We start from the raw sequence: 17,276 nt of genomic DNA, 5'->3' as shown, positions 1-17,276 counted from the left end.
CCCTTTCCTTCGCAAAAAAGGAGCTAATTTAGCTCCTTTTTTTTATGCTTGCAGATTTAACGAGTTAATTAATCTGAACCATTTTCTTCTTGATTGTGTAACTCTAAACCTGAAGACATCGCACTTTCACGCGTATTTTTTGCTGAATCATTACGCAGTTTTTCAATACGATCTAAATACGCTTGATCTATACCACCGGTAATATATTGACCATCAAATACCGAGGTTTCAAATTTAGTTATCTCTGGATTCTCTTGTGCAACTGCAGCAATCAAATCTGGTAACGATTGGAAAATCAAACCATCTGAACCAATACTTGCATTGATATCTTCAACTTCACGGCCGTGCGCAATAAGCTCTGCCGCTGATGGCATATCAATACCATATACATTAGGGAAACGAATTTCCGGCGCGGCTGAGGCAAAATACACGTTTTTAGCGCCAGACTCACGCGCCATTTCAACGATTTGCGCTGACGTAGTACCACGTACAATAGAGTCATCAACTAACAATACGTTTTTACCTTTAAACTCACGGTCAATGGCATTAAGCTTTTGACGTACTGACTTTTTACGCATTTCTTGACCAGGCATAATAAATGTACGCCCAATATAGCGGTTTTTAACAAAGCCTTGACGATAAGGTAAATTAAGTACACGGGCGATTTCTAACGCCACATCACATGATGTTTCTGGGATTGGGATAACCACATCAATGTCTTTATCAGCCCACTCTCGTGCTATTTTCTCACCCAATTTTGTGCCCATATTAACGCGCGTTGCGTAAACAGACATATTATCAATGTTTGAATCTGGACGAGCAAAATATACAAACTCAAAAATACACGGTGAGTACGATGCTTTATCGGCACATGCTTGCGAATAAAACTCGCCAGCTTCAGTTACATAAATAGCCTCACCGGGTGCTACATCACGTACAAACTCAAAACCATCTGTTTTTAGTGCAACACTTTCAGAAGCAAACATATACTCTGTGCCATTTGCAGCTTCACGCTTGCCAAATACCAATGGACGAATACCATTTGGATCGCGAAATGCAACAATACCATGGCCAATAACCATTGCGATGGTTGCATAACCACCTTGAACTTTATTATTAACTTCAGTGACACCATTAAAAATGTCTTCTGGGTCAAGTTTTAGCTTATTAGGTTTGCTGAATTCATGTGCCATAACATTAAGCAGAATTTCAGAATCCGATGTGGTATTTACGTGACGACGAGCCTCTGAGAACAATTGTTCTTTAAGCTGCTCAGCGTTCGTTAAGTTACCATTATGCGCTAAAGCAATACCGAACGGTGAGTTAACATAAAAAGGCTGTGCTTCAGATGAGCTAGACGAGCCAGCTGTAGGATAGCGCACATGACCGATACCAATTGTGCCTTGTAAACGCTTCATATGACGGGTGTGAAATACATCTTTCACTAAGCCATTTGCTTTACGTAAACTAAAGGTGTTGTTTTCAATGGTAATGATGCCCGCAGCATCTTGGCCACGGTGTTGCAAAACAGTTAAGCCATCATAAATCGCCTGATTTACAGGAGATGTTCCGACTATTCCAACGATACCACACATGAAATTTTTCCTCGCCGATTAACGGTTGACCGAATTTAAAAAGCTTGAATTGTTTTCGAGGTATGAAAAAAACCACTCAACAACAAAGCCAAATTCTGGGATCAAAATAGAGTTACCCCACCAGTGCGTATTAGGTGCACCAGTAAAAGCATCAAGAAAGAAGAGTAACGCGCTCACGACCAACACGCCACGAAGTGCACCAAAGACAATGCCAAAGACACGGTCAGTACCAGACAGACCTGTACGTTGTACAAGTTCACCTAGCAGGTAGTTTAACAGTCCGCCTAACAGTAGCGTCGCAAAGAATAATATGGCTATGGCCGCTGCATTTCTTAAAAGGGGTTCAGAAATACTGGTTAGGAAGGATGCTAAATATTGGTAAAACAAACTTGAGATGATAAATGCACCAGCCCATACAGCTAAAGACATTGCTTCTTTTATAAAGCCACGAATCAAACCGATAATAGTAGACAGTGCAATAATGCCAAAAATGGCGTAATCAACCCAGATCATATGAACCAACTAGTCGTTAATTTGGGGCGCATTCTATAAGAGGTTAGCCCTAAATGCCAGATCATTTTGTTACTTCAAACTGTGTCACTTTACCGTTTAGTTTAGTAAGCGCTTTCAATTGTGGTAATTTGCTCTCAAGCTGCGCTTTATCGAGCGACGGGCCTACAAAAACTTTAGTTAAAGTACCATTAGGGGTTTTAACTGGGCGGGTAAACGTTTTAAATCCGTTTGCAGTAAGTTTGGCTTGTAGTGATTTCACATTAGCTGCATGAGAAAAACTACCCAGCTGGATAACATAAGCCATTTTTGAAAGGTTTTCATCTTCAGCACGTTTAGGTTCAGGTTGTTTTACGACAACTTGAGGTTGCTGTTTTATTTCACTGATTGTAGTTTGCTCTGTACTTGCCTCGACCATTTTCCTGTCATTGCCACTATCAATATTCTCTTGCTCGACAGTTTCGACAGCACTCGTAATATCATCATCCGCGATAATGTTTTCAATTTGTGGTTCTTTAGGCTGTTCAGCACTTGCAACACGTTGGTCTAGAGTATCTTGTAGATCAATGGTTTTGAACTCAGGGCGTTCAGGAATAGCTTTAAAGCCTTCTTTGTAATGTACTTTTTCACCATCGAGAATATTTGGAATAAACACGATTGCTGCAATCACCACAATGCTTGTGCCGACTAAACGATTTATAAAACCTGAGTTCATCGGATTTCTCTCTATTTTTTCCAATAATTAATGGCTGCTGCAACAGTTATAAATGAACCAAAAACAATCAATAAAGTTTGCTCATCTAAGCGAGGCAAGACACTATCAAGTGCTATATCAACACTGTCAAATCGTTCAATAGGTGCGTTTGTATTCACAGCATCCATTGATTTTGCAATATTATCTACTGTATCACCCCTAAAACAATCAAGTCCAGCTAATGACCAAGCATCAACTAAAGGGCTAACTTCTTTTAAAACAGCAACTTTGTCTTTATCCGCAAGCATAGCTGCTAACGCATGAATTTTAAAGCCTTTATCTTTGTATTGGGCTAACTTACGCGCTAAGTAACGTGCCGACTCAGGGTTATGTGCCACATCAGTATAGACCAGTGGAGATTTACTTAGCTTTTGAAAACGCCCTTCTACAACTAAATCATTTAAACAGCGACGAATAACAGCCTCACTGGGTAATAAACCCAAGACTTTTAAGGTAGTTAAAGCTGTTGCGACGTTTTGACATGGTATTGCAGGCTTATCAAACTCATAGTTAAACTCTTTACACTGCCAACTAAAACGAGTTGCATGCTCAACAAACTTAAAGTCACGCCCTGATAAATGCATCTGTGCATTAATTTTTTTCCCGTAATCAGTTACTGTGTGAGGTATTGCTAAATCACCCACTATCGCTGGTGTATTGGTTCTGAAGATACCCGCTTTGTCATACCCAACTAACTCTCGGGTGTCACCAAGGTATTCTTTATGATCTAAGTCAACCGTGGTGATAACACTAGCAAACGGGGTAACAATATTGGTGGCATCAAAGCGCCCACCTAAACCAACCTCTAGCAGCACGTAATCAACCGCATGGCGTTTAAATATTGCTAAAGCCCCTAAAGTCGCGTATTCAAAATAAGTCAGTGGTGTATCGCTACGGCCCTTTTCGAGCAAATCAAAAGCATCAACATGAAATTGATCATCAAGCTCTGCGCCATTTATACGCACACGTTCGTTATAACGAATTAAGTGAGGGGATGCATAGGTACCAACAGTATGGCCCTGTGCCAAAAGAAGTGATTCTAAACAACGGGCTGTTGTGCCTTTACCATTAGTGCCGGCAATAAGAATAATTTTACTTGAAGTACCAAGTAAACCTACATCGTCGGCAACTTGGGCAACGCGTTCTAAACCCATTGCAATATTTGCAGGGTGAACACTTTCTAAATAACAAAGCCAATCATCAAGACTTGATGATTGGCTAGGAGTACTTTTTGTCATAGCGTGATCAGTAAAGCTGAAATTTACGCTACTCTATGCTCTTGTTCCGTAGAAGGCAAGTTCATAAATTTAGCTAACACGCGCGCAAGTGTGTCACGCATTTCACGACGGTCAACAATCATATCGATTGCACCGTGCTCTAGTAAGAATTCACTGCGTTGGAAGCCTTCAGGTAAAGTTTCGCGCACTGTCTGTTCTATAACACGCGGACCCGCAAAACCAATTAATGCTTTTGGCTCAGCAACGTTTATATCGCCTAGCATCGCTAATGAAGCTGATACACCACCCATTGTAGGGTCGGTCATTACGGAAATAAACGGTAGGCCTTTTTCACTCATTTTAGCAAGTGCAGCACTTGTTTTTGCCATTTGCATAAGCGACATAAGAGCTTCTTGCATACGTGCACCACCTGACGCTGAAAAACAAATAAGCGGCATGTTATGCTCTAAACATTGATCAACAGCATCAACAAAACGTGCCCCTACTACCGATGCCATTGAACCGCCCATAAATGAGAATTCGAATGCAACTGCTGCAACTGGAATACCTTTTAGACGACCTTTAATTGCGACTAACGCATCTTTCTCACCGCTTGATTTTTGCGCTGCAGTGATACGATCAGAATATTTTTTTGAGTCTTTAAACTTTAAAATATCTTTTGGCTCGTGTTGTGTCCCTAATTCTTGACGTTCACCTTCATCTAAAAAGTGTTCAAGACGTTTACGGCCACTAATACGCATGTGATGATCACACTTAGGACATACATGGAGTGATTTCTCTAATTCAGCTTTATATAGAATTGAATCACAGTCTGTACATTTTGCCCAAACACCTTCAGGGATCTCTTTACGACCTGAAGATTTTGTTGTTTTAGGTAAGATTTTTTCTAGCCAACTCATTTGCAACTCTCTTAATACTATTCGGTGCTTTGCTGCGTTCCTGCCAAGTTATGATGACAGACAAATTTTATCAATTAAAACATGAATTCCACACAGGCGGTATAAAAAACTGGTCTTAGTAGTGAAACCCCTGCAATTAATCGTTTAAATTAACGACAACTAACCGTGTGTCTCAGGCAAAAATAAAGGGCCTAACGGCGTTGACGGTATTTCAAACTCGACTGGATAATCTACATCGACTAAATATAAACCAGCAGCTTTTGCTGTTGCACTTGCTTTAGCGCGTTCTTTTAAATCAAGAAGCTCTTTAAGCCATATCGGCTCTTGCTTGTGAATACCTATATCAGTTAAACAACCCGTAATATTACGAACCATGTGATGTAAGAATGCATTTGCTTTTATATCAATGATGACATAACTGCCTTGACGCTCAACAGATAAATGATGAATAGTGCGAATAGCCGTATTTGCTTGGCAATGTATCGCGCGAAATGAAGTGAAATCATGCTTACCTATTAAGTACTGACATGCCTCTTGCATTTTTGTCTCATCAAGTGCGTGATGGTAATGGGTAACACCTTCATTAAGGACCGCACCACGAAGTGGATTATTATAAATAACATAGCGATAACGACGTGCAGTAGCACTAAAACGAGCATGAAAATCATCATTGACAGGCTTTGCGAAACGAATAGCGATGTCTTTTGGCAGTAAAGTGTTCATACCTAGGGTAAATGCAACCATATCGCGATCTGCATCAGTGTTAAAATGTATTACTTGCCCTGTCCCGTGCACCCCTGCATCAGTGCGTCCGGCGCAGATGATTTCAACTGGATGATTACAAATGCGCGATAACGCAGTTTCTACTTCTTGTTGTACACTATTTACATGAGATTGACGTTGCCAACCACTGTAACGGGCGCCATTGTATTCAACTCCAAGTGCTACTCGCATAATAACTGCTTTACCTACTGTGCTAATGAACGGGGCATTTTATGCTATCTCACGCTGCAATAAAAGCGACTCAATGCAAATAAACCTATGGCTGTAAGGTGCTGAGTTTTCAATTGCAATAAAAATGGAGGGGAAACTAAGTTTGCCCTCCATTTTTTGTTATGTGGATATTTTGTTATGTGGATACTATACCCAAGTCACCTCAAGATGCAGAATTCGCGTTTCACAGGAGCTTAATATCAAGGCGTTACTTTGCAACAATGGCAATCCATTTTAAGAAGTAACAACGATGAGAGAAAGTACCTGTGAAACGCCCTCCAACGGTTTGTTTTTAAAGCGATTTATACTATGATACTTTTATAAGAGATTGATTTTAACAATAGAACCACTATTACTTGCAATCAATGCCTTCTCTAAACCGCTTTAAATTCCAACGACGCTCGCATCTCGAGGTGGCTTGGGTATATATTTATATTAATTTTGCTTTAAGACTTTGCGCCTCTTCTTGTACTTCTTCAGGGCCATTTTCAATAACATCATCGATCGCCTCAAGCGCTGCATCCATATCATCTATTTCAATATAAGCACGTGCTAAGTCTAGCTTTGCAGAGTAGCCACCACTTTCAGCATCTACGTCTGTTGGGTTATCGCCTGCAAGCAAAGCATCAAATTCACTTAAACCGACATCTATATTCACATCATTATAAGGTTCATGATCACTATTTAGATCATCACTTTGCTCAATCAATGAATCAATATCAACGAACTCTTCATCTAACGCACCATCATCAACATTTGTGCTTTTTTCTGGAAGCGATTCTTCTATTTCGGATAGCTCTTCAATTGCGTCTAAATCGTCACTTAATAACGCATTAAAATCAACATCAAATTCAGAGCTATCATCTATCTCTAAATCCTCAGGTTCTCCTAATTCACTTAAAAGTGAATCAAAGTCAGTTTGGGTAAGATCTGCCATGAAATCATCATCAAGCTCCTCATCTGAGAAAGAGCTAAGATCTGACTTCATTTGAGTGTCGTCAGAGTGATCAAATGTGTTATCAAGCTCTGCTGCAAAATCGCTATTTAAATCATCAGCACTTAATTCACTGCCAATAGATTCATCTGCCGGCTTATTTACAGATTCTTTTTCCTGTGTATCAGCTACAGGCTCTTGCTCTTGAACCTCACCACTGAGTAATTCATCTTCAATCAATAATTCATCATCAAAATCATGATCTAAGCTATTTAAATCTTCACCACCTGCCATAGCATTAGCAAGATCTTGTTCTGCTTGACTTAACAGCAGATCAGAAGAGTCATTCTCTTCAATTAAGCTATCATCTTCATCATCAAGCTCGAGATCCGGATACTCACTTAGCTCTTTGCTAGGTGTCACTATCTCATTATTTAAATCTTCATCATCTACAGCTAAATCAATTTCATCGGCAAGTGGATCATCACCTAAATCAATTTCAACTTCTTCTATATCATCATCTAGTTCATCAATGTCAGACCATTGTGGTGTTTCCACATAGTCGTCTTCCTCTTGCAACTCACTAAGGAGCTCATCAACACTTTTTAATGATGGATCGTTATATTCTTCTAATAAATCGTCTTCATCCAATAAATCATCTGCAGAATCCTCACTTACTTCATCCAGCAAGCTATCATCTAAAAGATCTATCTCTGGCTCAACCTCAAGCTCTGGTTCAATTTCAGGCTCTGGTTCAATTTCAGGCTCTGGTTCAACTTCGGGCTCTGGTTCAACTTCTGGCCCTGATTCAACTTCAGGCTCAGATTCTTCTTCGGGCTCTGATTCAATTTCAGGCTCTGGTTCAACTTCAGGCTCTGATTCAACTTCAGGCTCTGGTTCAACTTCAGGCTCTGATTCAACTTCGGGCTCTGGTTCAACTTCTGGCTCTGGTTCAACTTCAAGCTCTGGTTCAACTTCTGGCTCTGGTTCAACTTCAGGCTCTGATTCTTCTTCGAGCTCTGATTCAACTTCAGGCTCTGGTTCAACCTCAAGCTCTGATTCAACTTCAGGCTCTGATTCTTCTTCAAGCTCTGATTCAACTTCAGGCTCTGGTTCAACTTCAGGCTCTGGTTCTTCTTCTGGCTCTGGTTCAACTTCGGGCTCTGGTTCAACTTCTGGCTCTGGTTCAGCTTCTGGCTCTGGTTCAACTTCTGGCTCTGGTTCAGCCTCTGGCTCTGGTTCAGCTTCTGGCTCTGGTTCAACTTCAGGCTCTGGTTCAACTTCAGGCTCTGGTTCAACTTCAGGCTCTGGTTCAACTTCAAGCTCTGGTTCAACTTCAAGCTCTGGTTCAACTTCAGGCTCTGGTTCAACTTCTGGCTCTGGTTCAGCCTCTGGCTCTGGTTCAGCTTCTGGCTCTGGTTCAACTTCAGGCTCTGGTTCAACTTCAAGCTCTGGTTCAACGTCAGGCTCTGGTTCAACTTCGGGCTCTGGTTCAACTTCAGGCTCTGGTTCAACTTCAGGCTCTGGTTCAACTTCAGGCTCTGGTTCAACTTCAGGCTCTGGTTCAACTTCAGGCTCTGGTTCAACTTCAGGCTCTGGTTCAACTTCAGGCTCATCGGCTAAGCTCGATACTAGTGATTCTACTTCATCTAGATTAAGCTCATCTTCAACACCTGATAATTCATTCATTGAATCAGAAAGGGCTTCATCTAAATCAGTATTGTGATCAACATCATCGATTAAACTATCAATATCGTCTAAGTCAAAATCAGTGTCGTCTTCATCGACCAGCTCTGTTGGTTTTTCAGGCTCTGCGGCAGCATCATCAATAAGGCTATCAATGTCGTCCAAGTCAAAATCAGTGTCGTCTTCATCGACTAACTCGGCTGGTTTTTCAGGCTCTGCGGCTGCGTCATCAATTAAGCTGTCAATGTCGTCTAAATCAAAATCAGTGTCGTCTTCATCGACTAACTCTGCTGGTTTTTCAGGCTCTGCGGCTGCGTCATCAATTAAGCTGTCAATGTCGTCTAAATCAAAATCAGTGTCGTCTTCATCGACTAACTCTGTTGGTTTTTCAGGCTCTGCGGCAGCATCATCAATAAGGCTATCAATGTCGTCCAAGTCAAAATCAGTGTCGTCTTCATCGACTAACTCGGCTGGTTTTTCAGGCTCTGCGGCAGCGTCATCAATTAAGCTGTCAATGTCGTCCAAGTCAAAATCAGTGTCGTCTTCATCGACTAACTCGGCTGGTTTTTCAGGCTCCGCGGCAGCATCATCAATAAGGCTGTCAATGTCGTCCAAGTCAAAATCAGTGTCGTCTTCATCAACTAACTCGGCTGGTTTTTCAGGCTCCGCGGCAGCATCATCAATAAGGCTGTCAATGTCGTCCAAGTCAAAATCAGTGTCGTTATTATTAAGTACATCAAGTTCTGGCTCTTCGTTAACAGAACTTTGTGCATCGATGAGTTCATCTATATCAAAGTCATCATCTTCACTAGCAAGTTCTTCACTGAGCGCAGCAAGGGCATCATCTGATTCTAACTCATCGAGGGAATCATCAATTTCCCCGTTTGCAGGCGCAGAAGAGCTGTCAACGGCATCTTCTGCAAATAAGTCATCTAGGTCTTCTGCACTTAAAATATCCCCGTCACCTTTTTCGGCATCAAGATCCAAGTCGATATCATCGCCTAAACTATCATCGTCTTGTTGGTCAAAATCTTGCTGCATGAAGATATCTAACTCATCATCTTCTTTGACTTCATCATCAAATACAATGTCATCACTTAATAGACCATCGAGTTCGTCTTGATTTAATAGACTGTCGCCATCTTCAAAATCGTCATCAATACTTTCATCATCAATACTGTCATCAAAAATAATGTCATCATCAGGCAGCATATCGCTGTCTAAGTTATCATCGAGTTGGACACTTAAATCATCTTGTACTGGATCAGGAATGATAGGATCTATTGAGGGGCCTAAATCAATATCTTCGTCTGGAACATAACTAGGGCTTTGTGGTAAAAACTCATCGTCGTCAATTACTTCATCTTCTTTATTACGTTTACGTAAAAACATCACCACTGCAAAAACAATTAATAAAGCCGGTATCGTCATTAGTAAAATAAGAACAAACGGATTTGCCAATAACGCGGCAAAATCAAACTCACTCTCCTCTTGTTGCTTTTTTACCTTTTGCTGCTCTATAAACTCATTTTGCTTTGCAATTAACTCTTTTAGTTGCTGCTGAATTTCACTATCTTGTCCTAGCTGATTTCGCACTTTTTCGAGCTCTTTAGAAATACCGGTTAGCTGCTTTTTTAAATTATTATTTTCAACTAAGATCTCTTCAACATTTTCAACTGATGATTTAAATTGCTTTTGCAACTCAACAAGTTGCGTACCTTGCTCGGTTTTTATCGTGTTGATTTCTTGTTTTAATTCTTTTTTTGCTTCGTCAACATCAACTTTTCGCGCTTGTGTTACTTTTGTTTTGGAGCTTTCGATATCACTTTGGGTTAATGTTCCGTTTTTCTTTTTATCCCATAAGTCATCATCTTGCTCAGATCGTTGTTTTGCTAATTGAGGACTAATGTTACGAATTTCGCGTAGTGTAGGTATTTTGAGGTACGCGCCATCACGCATATGATTTAGATTTTGATCTAAAAATGAATTGGGGTTTTTCTCATACAATGCCTGCATCACCTGATAAATACTTACTGAGTTATCTGGTCGCACTTTCGCTGCAATACGCCATAACGTATCGGTTGGCTTTATTGGTCCAATTGAACGCCCTTGAACGCCGTAATCAACGCCTTTAGGCCCTTTTAGTTGGGTGCCGTCTTGGGAGTATATTGGTGTTGCCACCAATGCAGACGCTAATAAGAGGAGTGTAGCTAAACCGCGCATGCTGATCCTTTAATGTTTAAATGTTAACGCAGCACCTAAAAAACAGGCGCTTAAACATTGATTATTTCTTGCAGAAATAACTGACATAAATAAAATAGTTAATTCAATTTTCTTGCAAGCTCTATTCCAGTTGCAAACTATAAACCAGTTGCGTCTTTATATCTATCGCAACACTTTGATACTTAATAGCTTAAATTTTATCAGCCGGAAGAGTTTTTATAGTTATTGTTAAGTTTATACGCTTTTAGCCATCATGCGGCAATTATTTGGCAGTTTAAAAATAAAAAAGCGGCAATTTGCCGCTATTTCTACTTATTCTTAAAGATAATTTGCAATAAGCTCTTCAGCTATTTGTACACTATTAGTAGCTGCGCCTTTTCGGGTATTATCGCTAACAACCCACATATTTAATCCATGCGGGTGCGAAATATCTTGACGTAAACGCCCTACATAAACAGTATCATTACCGCTTGCATCTGATACTGGCGTTGGATAATCACCTTCATCTTCAATAAGTTCAAGGCCCGGGGCATCTTTGAGTAACTGCTTAACATGTTCAAAATCATATGGCATACGTGTTTCAATGTTTATCGCTTCAGAATGACCAAAAAACACAGGTACTCGCACACATGTTGGGTTTACTGCAATAGTAGTGTCACCCAATATTTTATGGGTTTCATTAACCATTTTCATTTCTTCGCGCGTATAGCCGTTATCTTCAAACACATCAATTTGTGGGATTACATTGAATGCCATCTGCTTTGGAAATACTTGGCTATCAACTGGGCGCGCATTCATTAGATTTGCAGTTTGTTTTGCAAGCTCATCAACGGCTTCTTTGCCAGCACCCGATACTGCTTGATAGGTCGATACATTAATACGGTCAATACCGTACGCATCGTATATCGGCTTTAATGCCACCATCATTTGAATCGTTGAGCAGTTAGGATTGGCAATAATATTGCGGTTTCTGAAATCAGCCAAACTTGCAGCATTAACTTCAGGCACAATCAATGGTACTTCAAAGTCATTTCTAAAATGTGATGTGTTATCAATAACTATACAGCCCGCATCAGCTGCAATCGGTGCATATTTTTCTGACACACTGCCACCTGCTGAAAACAAGCCAATATGCGCTTGACTAAAGTCAAAACCTTCAACATCTTGCACTTCGATAGTTTCACCACGAAACTTAATATCTTCACCGGCACTGCGGCTGCTTGCCAATAAAAATAATTGATCAACAGGAAACTTACGATCTTCTAACGTTTCAATAATTTGGCGGCCAACAAGACCTGTAGCACCAAGTACGGCAACATTATATTTTTGTGACATGTGTATTCCTCTATTAACAACCGCCCTTATGGCCATTGTCTAAATTATATTAAGTTAAACCCGAGCGCCGCTAGTACATCTGCATGCTGATTTGCGCCTGTGATATTTAGCGTGCTGAATTCACGCCTAATTGGATAGTTTTTTCTAAGGCTATCAAAACCTTGATTTACCAAATCTCGTCGTAAAATACCGTCATCTCGGCGCACATCATAGATAAGATGAATAAGTTGACCAAGATCAGGTATATCAAATGTTTCCTGCAGGTTAATATCCGTAATACTTGGTACAGGTAAAAAATCAGCTAAGGATTTCTTCGCTTCGACCTTTTCAAGTTCACATAGCTTTTGATACAGCATTTGTGTACCACGTGCTTTACCTTCAAGTGTGTGCCCTGCAATATGCACACTTGCCAATCGTGTATATTCAAGAAGCTCAGTTAATATTGTGGGTTCGTTTTCCCATACGTCAATAACTAAATCAAGTTGTGCACCATCTTGCATTACCTCAAGCAAGGCTTGATTATCAATAACATCGCCTCTGCTGGCATTGATGATAATAGTACCGGCTTTGAGCGCTAACAAACGTGCTTTATTCAGCAAATGCAACGTGTTGTGTTTGCCTGTTTTTATCAAAGGAACATGAAATGTTACGATGTCAGATTGAGTTAGTAGCAACTCTAGATCTTGATGTTCATCAAGCTGCCCGGCTTCATATTTAGGTGGATCGCACAGTAATACGGTGACATTTAGCGCTTTTAACTTTTCACGCAAACAACTACCTATGCTTCCAACCCCAACAATACCAATTGTCTTGCCTTCAATACTACTTGCATTTTCTTGGCACAAAGCAAAAATACTACTAATTACATATTCAGCAACTGCTATTGCATTACACCCAGGCGCACTTGTAAATGCGATATTACGATCTTTTAAAAGTGCGGTGTCTATATGATCGATACCAATGGTTGCAGTACCTACAAACTTCAATTTATTTGCACTGTGAAGCAATGCGCTATTAACCTGCGTAACTGAACGCGTAAGTAATACATCAACATCGATTAACTGTTCACTTTGTAAAGTACGCCCATCGAAACGCGTTACTTCACCAAAATCAGCAAAGTATTGCTCAACAAGTGGCATATTTTGATCAGCAAGTATTTTCATTAACAAATCCTGTTGGCACGAAGAGCCGCCATTGTAACGAACATAGCTCGCTTTGAAAACGAAAAAGCCGAGCAAGTTGCTCGGCTTCTAAACTAACTAACTTTTGACTAATTAGCCTTTATATTTACTCATCACTAGCGTGGCGTTAGTGCCACCAAAACCAAAGCTGTTAGACATAACAGTATTTAGCTCAACGTCTTTACGCTCAGTGATAATGTTTAAGCCAGCAGCTTGTTCATCAAGTTCATCAATATTGATTGAAGGTGCAACAAAACTGTGCTCTAACATCAGTAGTGAGAAAATAGCTTCATGCACACCAGCAGCGCCCAGTGCATGCCCGGTCATTGCTTTAGTTGCACTGATCATTGGTGAATTACCACCGAATACTTCTTGAATTGCACCTAATTCTTTCACATCACCTACAGGTGTCGATGTACCATGAGTGTTTAGGTAATCAATGCTATCTACATCTTGCATTGCTTGACGCATACAACGTGCCGCACCTTCACCTGATGGAGCAACCATGTCATAGCCATCAGATGTTGCACCGTAACCAACAATCTCAGCATAAATATGTGCGCCACGAGCAAGTGCATGTTCTAACTCTTCAACAACAACAATACCGCCACCGCCAGATATAACAAAACCATCGCGGTTTGCATCATATGTGCGTGACGCTTTTTCAGGCGTTTCGTTATATTTAGTAGAAAGTGCGCCCATTGCGTCAAATTCCATTGCTAGCGTCCAATGTAACTCTTCACCGCCACCAGCAAAAACAACGTCTTGCTTGCCTAATTGGATTTGCTCTACGGCATTACCAATACAGTGTGCAGAGGTTGCACATGCTGAGCTGATTGAGTAGTTAACACCTTTGATTTTAAACGGTGTTGCTAAACATGCTGACGTGGTACTTGCCATAGTACGTGGTACCATGTAAGGGCCTACACGTTTTACGCCTTTTTCACGTAAAATATCGGCCGCTTCTACTTGCCATTTAGATGAACCACCACCAGAACCTACAATAATACCAGTGCGTTCATTTGATACTTGATCATCAGATAAACCTGAATCATCTATTGCTTGTGCCATCGAAATATACGAATAAGCAGCAGCATCCCCCATAAAGCGCATTGCTTTACGGTCAACAAACTCTTTAACGTCAATATCAATTTTGCCTGATACATTACTACGTAATTTATATTCAGCAAATTCTGGGTTAAAAGCGATGCCGCTTTTACCTGTTTTTAACGATTCTAATACTTCTTCTTTGTTGTTACCGATGCTTGATACAACACCGATGCCCGTAATAACGGCTCTTCTCATGGGTAATTACCTTAGCTTAATACTAAATTGTGTTCTATTTTACGCTGAAATGTACAACGAAGTGGTCAGCTTTCTAGCGTACACCTGTACTCTGAACCTCTAGCTTATAAATAACGCCAGACTATTTCAAAGAAAACACGTAAAATAATGAAAAAAAGTACTCATTAATTGCATACCATGATCAAAAACGCTGAAATTCACTTTAATCACTTAGGTACACCTATTGCAGACAACTTTAATGATGTCTATTTTTCAAACGATGATGGCCAAGCAGAGTCTGATTATGTTTTCTATCAGCAAAATAATATGCCTCATCGATTACAAAATCATGACCGACCTCATTTTGTTATTGGTGAAACAGGTTTTGGCACTGGGCTTAACTTTTTAAATACATGGCTGCAATTTAAAAATTATCTAACCAGTAGGCAACATCATAATCTAGAAGTTCACAACTCAGTACAACAAAATGTCCAGCGCTTACATTTTATTTCCTTTGAAAAGTACCCTATTAAAGCTGACGATCTAAAAAAAGCGCTGCAAGTATGGCCGACTTTAGCGTTACAGAGTAAACAGTTACTCGCAAAATACCCTATAAATTTAGCCGGCTGTCACCGTCTTGAATTTGAAAATGGTCAAGTTGTACTCGATTTATACTTTGGCGATGTTCTAGATTCACTTGCTGGCATAAGTTACCCGCAAACAGGTATTATAGATGCCTGGTACCTAGATGGTTTTGCACCAAGTAAAAACCCCGAGATGTGGCAACCAGCCTTATTTAATGCAATGGCAGATATTTCTCGCACTAATGCCACATTAGCAACATTTACAGTTGCCGGCGTTGTACGCAGAGGCCTTTCAGACGCTGGGTTTTCAGTACAAAAGGCGAAAGGGCATGGCAGTAAAAATGAAATGCTGATTGGCCATTTGCCTCATGCTAATAAAGCACACTCTGCTCCAGCTTACTTTACTCACCAGCAAAGCTCGCTTAAAAATGTAGCTGTTATTGGCGGAGGCATTGCCAGCAGTGCTGTTTTATATAGCTTGGCTAAACGCGGCTGTAACAGCCAACTATTTTGCCAAGATCCGCAACTTGCAATGGGCGCCTCTCATAACGTACAAGGTGCGATTTACCCGCATTTACAAGCAAAGAACTCCCCACACAGTGAGCTTTTTGCACACAGTTTTTTATACGCTAAACGACTCTATCAACAGCTCATAGACAATGGCTTTAATTATGACCATCAATGGTGTGGCGTATTACAACATGCGATAAAACAGCCATTAGCTGAGCGTCATCAAAATATTGAAAATAAGCAGCTATGGCCAAATGAATTAATGCACAGTGTAACCCCAGCTCAAGGCGATAAAATTGCAGGTGTCAGCACTGGCTACTCTGGCGTGTACTTTGAATTAGGAGGCTGGGTTAATCCCCCCCAGTTAGTCAATGCCCTTTACCAACAAGCTCATGCACTAACTCCGATCCAAAGCCATTTTAATTGTGATATCGACAAGCTTGAAAAAACACCACAAGGTTGGCTATTACAGAGCCAAGGGCAACAATTTGGCCCATTTAGTGACGTTATTATTTGTGCCGGTGAGCACAGTGACCGATTTGAACAAACTAAGTCACTGCCTATTGTTGGTGTGCGAGGTCAAGTCTCGCACGTACAAGCAAGTGCAGCCTCAACAAAACTCAAAACTGTACTCTGTCATAAGGGTTATTTTACCCCTGCGTATTTAGACCACCATTGTATGGGCGCAACCTTTGAAAAAAACACCAAAAGCCGTGCCGTTACAGAGCAAGACAACACCACCAATCGCGAGCAGTTACTTAACTTTTATGGGCAAACAGAGTTTGCTAGTAGCTTAGGTGCTATCACGGCCGCCAAAGCCGCTGTACGCTGTAGTTTTATTGATCACCTTCCAATGGCTGGGGAATGGGCACAGCAAAGTGATTATATACATGCGTTTGCCAACTTACGCTCAGGAAAGCGCTATCAATACCAGCCATTACAAAAGCCGCTACAAGGCTTACATATACTTACAGGCTTTGGTGCTAGAGGTTTATGCAGCGCGCCACTGTGTGCGGAGCAATTAGTGGCTGTACTTAACGATGAACCACACCCTTTAAGTGAACGAGTAAGTCAGGCAATTCACCCTGCCCGTTTTATTGTAAGAGACTTAATTCGTAATAAAATTTAAGTTAGGTGACAACAAGCTAAAATTTAGACACAATCAGATAAAAGACTGGGATAAATTTTTTAAGGGATCTAATGACTAAAATTATAACGCCATTATTATTAGCTATAAGTTTGAGTTCGTTTACGTGTGCAGCAAACCTAGAAAGCGTACCGTTACCTGCTGACTTTAAACTCTCATTAACAGTTGCTGATGACTACCCGTTAGTACAAACAGGCTATGTGGCACAATCAGTGAGTGAAGTAAGTGCATTTTATCAAAAAACACTTGGTAACCCTGATCTTATAAAAGGCGATAGCTTGCGCCGTACTTTATTTTATACATTAGAGAGTAAAAAAATACGAATTAGCTTATACACCCAAACCACTCAAAATTACGTTACAGAGGTTGCCATTATGGTAAGCAAACCATAGCGCCTTACAAA

The 17,276-nt window shown here is 40.6% G+C and carries 12 protein-coding genes; 2 read left to right on the top strand and 10 right to left on the bottom strand.

The annotated features are described in order from the left end of the window. Nucleotides 1–68: 68 nt before the first annotated feature. The 10 genes from purF to fabB form a co-directional block, all read right to left on the bottom strand. A complete protein-coding gene (purF, locus tag A7967_RS02920) occupies nt 69–1,595 on the bottom strand; it encodes an amidophosphoribosyltransferase (protein ID WP_054206293.1) in 1,527 nt (508 codons plus the stop codon). Between the two features lie 18 nt (nt 1,596–1,613). Next, nucleotides 1,614–2,108 carry a CvpA family protein gene (locus tag A7967_RS02915; protein ID WP_054206292.1) on the bottom strand — a complete coding sequence of 165 codons (495 nt, stop codon included), beginning with the start codon at nt 2,106–2,108 and terminating at the stop codon, nt 1,614–1,616. A gap of 61 nt (nt 2,109–2,169) precedes the next feature. Next, a complete protein-coding gene (locus tag A7967_RS02910) occupies nt 2,170–2,820 on the bottom strand; it encodes an SPOR domain-containing protein (protein WP_054206291.1) in 651 nt (216 codons plus the stop codon). Between the two features lie 11 nt (nt 2,821–2,831). Then, nucleotides 2,832–4,097, bottom strand: coding sequence for a bifunctional tetrahydrofolate synthase/dihydrofolate synthase (gene folC / locus A7967_RS02905; protein ID WP_054206290.1), 1,266 nt, complete (start codon nt 4,095–4,097; stop codon nt 2,832–2,834). Nucleotides 4,098–4,120: 23 nt separating this feature from the next. Continuing rightward, entirely contained in the window at nt 4,121–4,996 is an 876-nt protein-coding gene (gene accD, locus A7967_RS02900; protein ID WP_054206289.1) for an acetyl-CoA carboxylase, carboxyltransferase subunit beta, read from the bottom strand. 159 nt (nt 4,997–5,155) lie between these two features. Next, the gene (gene truA / locus A7967_RS02895) at nt 5,156–5,950 is read right to left on the bottom strand and encodes a tRNA pseudouridine(38-40) synthase TruA (protein WP_054206288.1); all 795 of its coding nucleotides are present in this window, start codon (nt 5,948–5,950) and stop codon (nt 5,156–5,158) included. Between the two features lie 469 nt (nt 5,951–6,419). Next, nucleotides 6,420–10,832 (bottom strand): FimV/HubP family polar landmark protein, encoded by a 4,413-nt coding sequence (locus A7967_RS02890; RefSeq protein ID WP_064435375.1) that lies wholly within the window; start codon nt 10,830–10,832, stop codon nt 6,420–6,422. 318 nt (nt 10,833–11,150) lie between these two features. Beyond that, entirely contained in the window at nt 11,151–12,167 is a 1,017-nt protein-coding gene (locus A7967_RS02885; RefSeq protein ID WP_054203196.1) for an aspartate-semialdehyde dehydrogenase, read from the bottom strand. Nucleotides 12,168–12,211: 44 nt separating this feature from the next. Then, nucleotides 12,212–13,330, bottom strand: a complete 1,119-nt coding sequence (locus A7967_RS02880; protein ID WP_054203197.1) for a 4-phosphoerythronate dehydrogenase — start codon at nt 13,328–13,330, stop codon at nt 12,212–12,214. A 111-nt stretch (nt 13,331–13,441) separates the two neighbouring features. Beyond that, nucleotides 13,442–14,653, bottom strand: a complete 1,212-nt coding sequence (fabB, locus tag A7967_RS02875; RefSeq protein WP_054203198.1) for a beta-ketoacyl-ACP synthase I — start codon at nt 14,651–14,653, stop codon at nt 13,442–13,444. Between the two features lie 177 nt (nt 14,654–14,830). On the opposite strand from fabB, the gene mnmC reads away from it, so the two are divergent. Next, nucleotides 14,831–16,855: a bifunctional tRNA (5-methylaminomethyl-2-thiouridine)(34)-methyltransferase MnmC2/FAD-dependent 5-carboxymethylaminomethyl-2-thiouridine(34) oxidoreductase MnmC1 gene (gene mnmC, locus A7967_RS02870; RefSeq protein WP_054203199.1), complete on the top strand. Its 2,025-nt coding sequence runs from the start codon at nt 14,831–14,833 to the stop codon at nt 16,853–16,855. Nucleotides 16,856–16,926: 71 nt separating this feature from the next. Continuing rightward, a complete protein-coding gene (locus tag A7967_RS02865; RefSeq protein ID WP_054203200.1) occupies nt 16,927–17,265 on the top strand; it encodes a hypothetical protein in 339 nt (112 codons plus the stop codon). The last annotated feature ends 11 nt before the right edge of the window (nt 17,266–17,276 follow it).

This window comes from Pseudoalteromonas neustonica (assembly GCF_001653135.1).
GTDB lineage: Bacteria > Pseudomonadota > Gammaproteobacteria > Enterobacterales > Alteromonadaceae > Pseudoalteromonas > Pseudoalteromonas neustonica.
Note: the sequence above shows the minus strand (reverse complement) of the source record. Positions and strands in the feature narration are given on the sequence as shown.

What these genes read in the sequence shown, in the direction of transcription:
- A7967_RS02865 (WP_054203200.1), top strand. Translation starts at nt 16,927, where the DNA reads ATGACTAAAATTATAACGCCATTATTATTAGCTATAAGTTTGAGTTCG.
- accD (WP_054206289.1), bottom strand. Translation starts at nt 4,996, where the DNA reads ATGAGTTGGCTAGAAAAAATCTTACCTAAAACAACAAAATCTTCAGGT.
- A7967_RS02915 (WP_054206292.1), bottom strand. Translation starts at nt 2,108, where the DNA reads ATGATCTGGGTTGATTACGCCATTTTTGGCATTATTGCACTGTCTACT.
- A7967_RS02880 (WP_054203197.1), bottom strand. Translation starts at nt 13,330, where the DNA reads ATGAAAATACTTGCTGATCAAAATATGCCACTTGTTGAGCAATACTTT.
- mnmC (WP_054203199.1), top strand. Translation starts at nt 14,831, where the DNA reads ATGATCAAAAACGCTGAAATTCACTTTAATCACTTAGGTACACCTATT.
- purF (WP_054206293.1), bottom strand. Translation starts at nt 1,595, where the DNA reads ATGTGTGGTATCGTTGGAATAGTCGGAACATCTCCTGTAAATCAGGCG.
- fabB (WP_054203198.1), bottom strand. Translation starts at nt 14,653, where the DNA reads ATGAGAAGAGCCGTTATTACGGGCATCGGTGTTGTATCAAGCATCGGT.
- folC (WP_054206290.1), bottom strand. Translation starts at nt 4,097, where the DNA reads ATGACAAAAAGTACTCCTAGCCAATCATCAAGTCTTGATGATTGGCTT.
- A7967_RS02890 (WP_064435375.1), bottom strand. Translation starts at nt 10,832, where the DNA reads ATGCGCGGTTTAGCTACACTCCTCTTATTAGCGTCTGCATTGGTGGCA.
- A7967_RS02910 (WP_054206291.1), bottom strand. Translation starts at nt 2,820, where the DNA reads ATGAACTCAGGTTTTATAAATCGTTTAGTCGGCACAAGCATTGTGGTG.
- A7967_RS02885 (WP_054203196.1), bottom strand. Translation starts at nt 12,167, where the DNA reads ATGTCACAAAAATATAATGTTGCCGTACTTGGTGCTACAGGTCTTGTT.
- truA (WP_054206288.1), bottom strand. Translation starts at nt 5,950, where the DNA reads ATGCGAGTAGCACTTGGAGTTGAATACAATGGCGCCCGTTACAGTGGT.